The organism is Hyella patelloides LEGE 07179, from assembly GCF_900659865.1.
Classification (GTDB): domain Bacteria; phylum Cyanobacteriota; class Cyanobacteriia; order Cyanobacteriales; family Xenococcaceae; genus Hyella; species Hyella patelloides.
In genome coordinates, this window is sequence record NZ_LR214194.1 from 1 (window position 1) to 3,418 (window position 3,418).

A 3,418-nucleotide genomic window follows, 5' to 3' on the forward strand; every position below is an offset into this window, starting at 1 on the left:
TTTTTTTTCAACCGTGTTAACTCGGCTATTAATATATTAGCACAATGTTAGATTTTGATTTAAGTCTCCCGAATCCATCAAGAGGCAGCGATTATTGTTTTTGACTTCAAGAGCGATCTTCTTCGAGATCAGCTTCGCTGTGCGTGCAACGGCTCGGTTCTGCCGAGATCGCCCTTCCCAAGATTCTTCGACAAGAGACTGTTTAACTAAAAAGTTTAGAGTGGGCAATACCCACCTCACCATATTGCTTTCACTGGCAGAATAATTCTAGCAAAGCTGTTTTTGGAACAAATCGAGGCAGAATTGCGCGCTTCACTTCAGCAGAATGTCTTTTCAGAGCTAAAAGCGATCGCCCGTCTTAATGCTAAAATAGAGTAGCAAAAGAGAGCTTTTACTCAAAAAGAGAATCAACGGTTGTTAGCGAACCTTTCCCCAAAGGATTGTCAAGTAATAGTTGAGAAAAATCAAGGAGAGCGATAACGGAATTGGTTATCGCTTTTTTCTTGGGAAAGTTGGCGATCTTCCTTTAAATATCTTGGTGAGGGTTGAGCAATCCCTGGAATCAAACCCTAGAATCATTGTGTAGTATGAAATGTTGAAATGTTAAGACTTGCAATCAAATTGAGACAAGATGGTCAGACAAGATGAAACTTAAGCAATAGCAAAAGCTGGGCTTTTATAGTTGAAAGATAATCTTCGAGAAACTATAGAAGAAAAAAATAAGCAAAGAGCTAAGCAGCAACACCAGGAAGGTCAATGAGTTTAGAAGAATTATTTCTCTTAATTCTGCCGTCAGGTGTTTTACGAGTGTAAGAAGTAGCAACATCTAAAACTTCTTGGCGTTCAGTTTCAGATAAAGAATCGAGCCACAGATTCCAGTCATCGTCGCTAACCAAGTAATCGCCAGGAAGCCACTGATAAACCTCATGGATTTTGTCCATGATTTTTTTACTAGGAATGCTATCAGGGTCATTGCAAAGACGGTATGCAGTATTTTGACCGATATCCAAAGCTTTCCAAAAGGCGTAAGGAGTAATATTTTGTTCTCTCAAAAGCTTGGTCAGGATATTTTTGACGGACATTGTATTAGACATAGACTGCATACTCCATTGTGCGTTAAGACTAATAATTAGTATATCATCAAAAAAAATATCATATGCCAGTTGATTATACTCCAAATATGGAGTATAGTAGACATAACAAAAGGCGGTGATGTCTGGAAAACTAAACCCGCCTTTTGAAAACACCCCAAAACAGGAGTATATGATGACTATCAATATAGCACTAGAGCAAGAACAAGAGCAACGAGCAGAGAACAGTCGAGCAGCAGTCGAAGCACAAATTAACTTGGATACAGATTTATATTCTTTAGGTTGGTTTGAGGGATTAATGAACTCAGAACCAACTCAAGTAGAAGAACAAAGCTACTGGTCAGGTTATTCACTGGGACAAAGAGAGTATTGGGCGAAAAAATTAGGAGTAGAAATCCCGACTGAATTTTAAGAACCGTCAGCCACCATTACCAATCGATGTAGTGGTGGCTTTAATTGTGGAAATTTTAGTCCCTTCAACCATCCCAGAATTATGAAAAATTTAGAAACTGAATTTGTCATCGAAAAAGAAAGACGTTATCTAGCGCAAAATCCCCAACAAGCATCCCGACTAGCTCTGGGTTATTTGTCAGACTTTTTAAAGCTAGCTCAAGAAGTCAAGAAACTGGAGCAAAAGTTAAAGAGTGTAGTGGCAGACAATCAGAGACTGACATCGCAGTTGATAGAGATGTCTTCACCCTCAAGGATAACTCTGCCTTCATTCCTTGAGTGCCATCGACATTAAAGCAGAAAGATTTCAAGCCTCTAGAGAAGCAATCCAGGAGTCTCGTAGTATTAAAGTAGGATATAGAGTTATGGCTGAAAGTTTACCAGTATTGTCCTTTGTCTTAGTAACGGGAGAAGGAATAGAGCCAGCAGGATTACCAGTGCTAAGAGTGTATAAGTCAGAATCGAATCAATACATCATCCTGGAAGGAGAAAATGAGATAGAGAATGCACTCAATGAGAGCTTTCAACATTTAGAAGAAGCACATTCGACAGTGAGATTTTTCGCAGTAGACGTAATACCTACAGGTCAAAGAACCAGAAGCAGAAGCGTTAGAAGAGGAGGTGTAGCATGAGTGTATCAACTTGCCCTCATAGCCCTCTCGAAGCTGATTCAATCAAAGAGTGGGTAGAAGGGAGTGGAGTCTTTGAAGCTTTGAAATAACAAAACCTGACTTTTTCGTAGTAAGTCAGGTTAATTATGAACCAAGATAGTAAAAATCAGATTTAGGCAGAAATTTCTAATTTAATAATTCCTCTACCTAATTTTTCTAAAAATTCCGATTTGTTAGAACAACCATACTCTTGAGCTAATTTACCAATTCCTTCCCAACCTTCTGGAGTAACAGAAATATTCTTTCTTTCTTTCTTACTGGAATATTGTAGGGGTCTACCTTCGGTTTTGCTTAAATTAGCCAAAGAATTGGGGTTTTTGCCCTGTGGATAAATTGCTGATTTTGCCATCTTGGTAAAAATATAGTTTGAGATACTTCTATTTTATACACACAGATATTAACAAACCAGTTGCATCTTCCTTTAGTTGTGTATAAAATAGAAAACACTAAGAGGAAGATAGCGATTGCATTTATCTTGGCGGATGAGACAATCGCTTTTCCTCAGAAAAAATCACGATTGAAATCATGACTAAATTAAATATAGATCGAAATTTTCCTGAAGCACAAATCAACTTGGATACAGATTTATATTCTGTAGGCTGGAGAAATGGTTTGACTGGATTTGAAGCGACTCAGCTAGAAAAAACAAGAAACCGAGGTGCAGCATGAGTATCGTAGCACCACCCAAGCTTCGCCAAAATCAGTTATCGGAGTCAGATTACGAGCATTGTTGTGTCAAAAGAGGATTAAACCCCTCCTGGATTAAAGCGGGATGTCAAACCTTAAGCCAAACCCAAGCAACAGAATACCTGGGATACCCAGCCAAATCAGGAGGTATCTTAATTGAAGGAGCAAATGGTCAATATCAACTGCGCCCTCACAAACCCTGGAGTAACAAACCAGGGAAGAAAGCCCCCAAATACAGAACGGCATTAGGAGACGAATACGATGCATTATTACCCGCCCATCCCACAGACAAATATCACTGGAACAATCTTTCTTCATTAAAACAAAAATGCTACAAGATTAATGATATTCCTCTGTTAATAATCACAGAGGGAGGATTCAAGGCAATTGCTTTATGTTCACACGAGCTTCCCACTCTTGCCTTATTAGGAGTAGAGATGGGGTTAACATCTAGTAAGGATGACCCCCAAGGAAAACGTTATTTAGTTCCTGAGTTAGAAAGATTTGCAAAGGAAGGAT

The 3,418-nt window shown here is 38.9% G+C and carries 8 protein-coding genes; 5 read left to right on the plus strand and 3 right to left on the minus strand.

The genetic code is table 11. From position 1 onward, the window contains the following. Positions 1 to 36 precede the first annotated feature (36 nt). A complete protein-coding gene (locus H1P_RS31935) occupies positions 37 to 228 on the minus strand; it encodes a hypothetical protein (RefSeq protein WP_144875306.1) in 192 nt (63 codons plus the stop codon). Between the two features lie 503 nt (positions 229 to 731). Then, entirely contained in the window at positions 732 to 1,094 is a 363-nt protein-coding gene (locus tag H1P_RS31940) for a helix-turn-helix domain-containing protein (RefSeq protein WP_144875308.1), read from the minus strand. 118 nt (positions 1,095 to 1,212) lie between these two features. Here H1P_RS31940 and H1P_RS31945 point away from each other — a divergent pair, with 118 nt between their 5' ends. The 3 genes from H1P_RS31945 to H1P_RS31955 all read left to right on the plus strand — a co-directional run bounded on the left by H1P_RS31945 (position 1,213) and on the right by H1P_RS31955 (position 2,173). Next, complete coding sequence (locus H1P_RS31945) at positions 1,213 to 1,503, plus strand: hypothetical protein (protein ID WP_144875310.1); 291 nt, start codon at positions 1,213 to 1,215, stop codon at positions 1,501 to 1,503. 81 nt (positions 1,504 to 1,584) lie between these two features. Continuing rightward, the gene (locus tag H1P_RS31950) at positions 1,585 to 1,836 is read left to right on the plus strand and encodes a hypothetical protein (protein ID WP_144875312.1); all 252 of its coding nucleotides are present in this window, start codon (positions 1,585 to 1,587) and stop codon (positions 1,834 to 1,836) included. Then, positions 1,817 to 2,173, plus strand: a complete 357-nt coding sequence (locus tag H1P_RS31955; protein WP_144875314.1) for a hypothetical protein — start codon at positions 1,817 to 1,819, stop codon at positions 2,171 to 2,173. Before H1P_RS31950 ends, H1P_RS31955 begins: the two co-directional genes overlap by 20 nt. Positions 2,174 to 2,324: 151 nt before the next feature. Here H1P_RS31955 and H1P_RS31960 read toward each other — a convergent pair whose 3' ends face one another. Beyond that, on the minus strand, positions 2,325 to 2,561 hold the full coding sequence (locus H1P_RS31960) for a hypothetical protein (protein ID WP_144875316.1): 237 nt from the start codon (positions 2,559 to 2,561) through the stop codon (positions 2,325 to 2,327). A 176-nt stretch (positions 2,562 to 2,737) separates the two neighbouring features. Between H1P_RS31960 and H1P_RS36875 the strand changes: the two genes are divergently transcribed. Together H1P_RS36875 and H1P_RS31965 are read left to right on the plus strand one after the other, a co-directional pair. Further along, a complete protein-coding gene (locus H1P_RS36875) occupies positions 2,738 to 2,881 on the plus strand; it encodes a hypothetical protein (RefSeq protein WP_186376270.1) in 144 nt (47 codons plus the stop codon). Beyond that, positions 2,878 to 3,418, plus strand: a 541-nt coding sequence (locus H1P_RS31965; RefSeq protein WP_144875318.1) for a DUF3854 domain-containing protein, incomplete at its 3' end; no start/stop codon positions are given. The genes H1P_RS36875 and H1P_RS31965, both read left to right, overlap by 4 nt.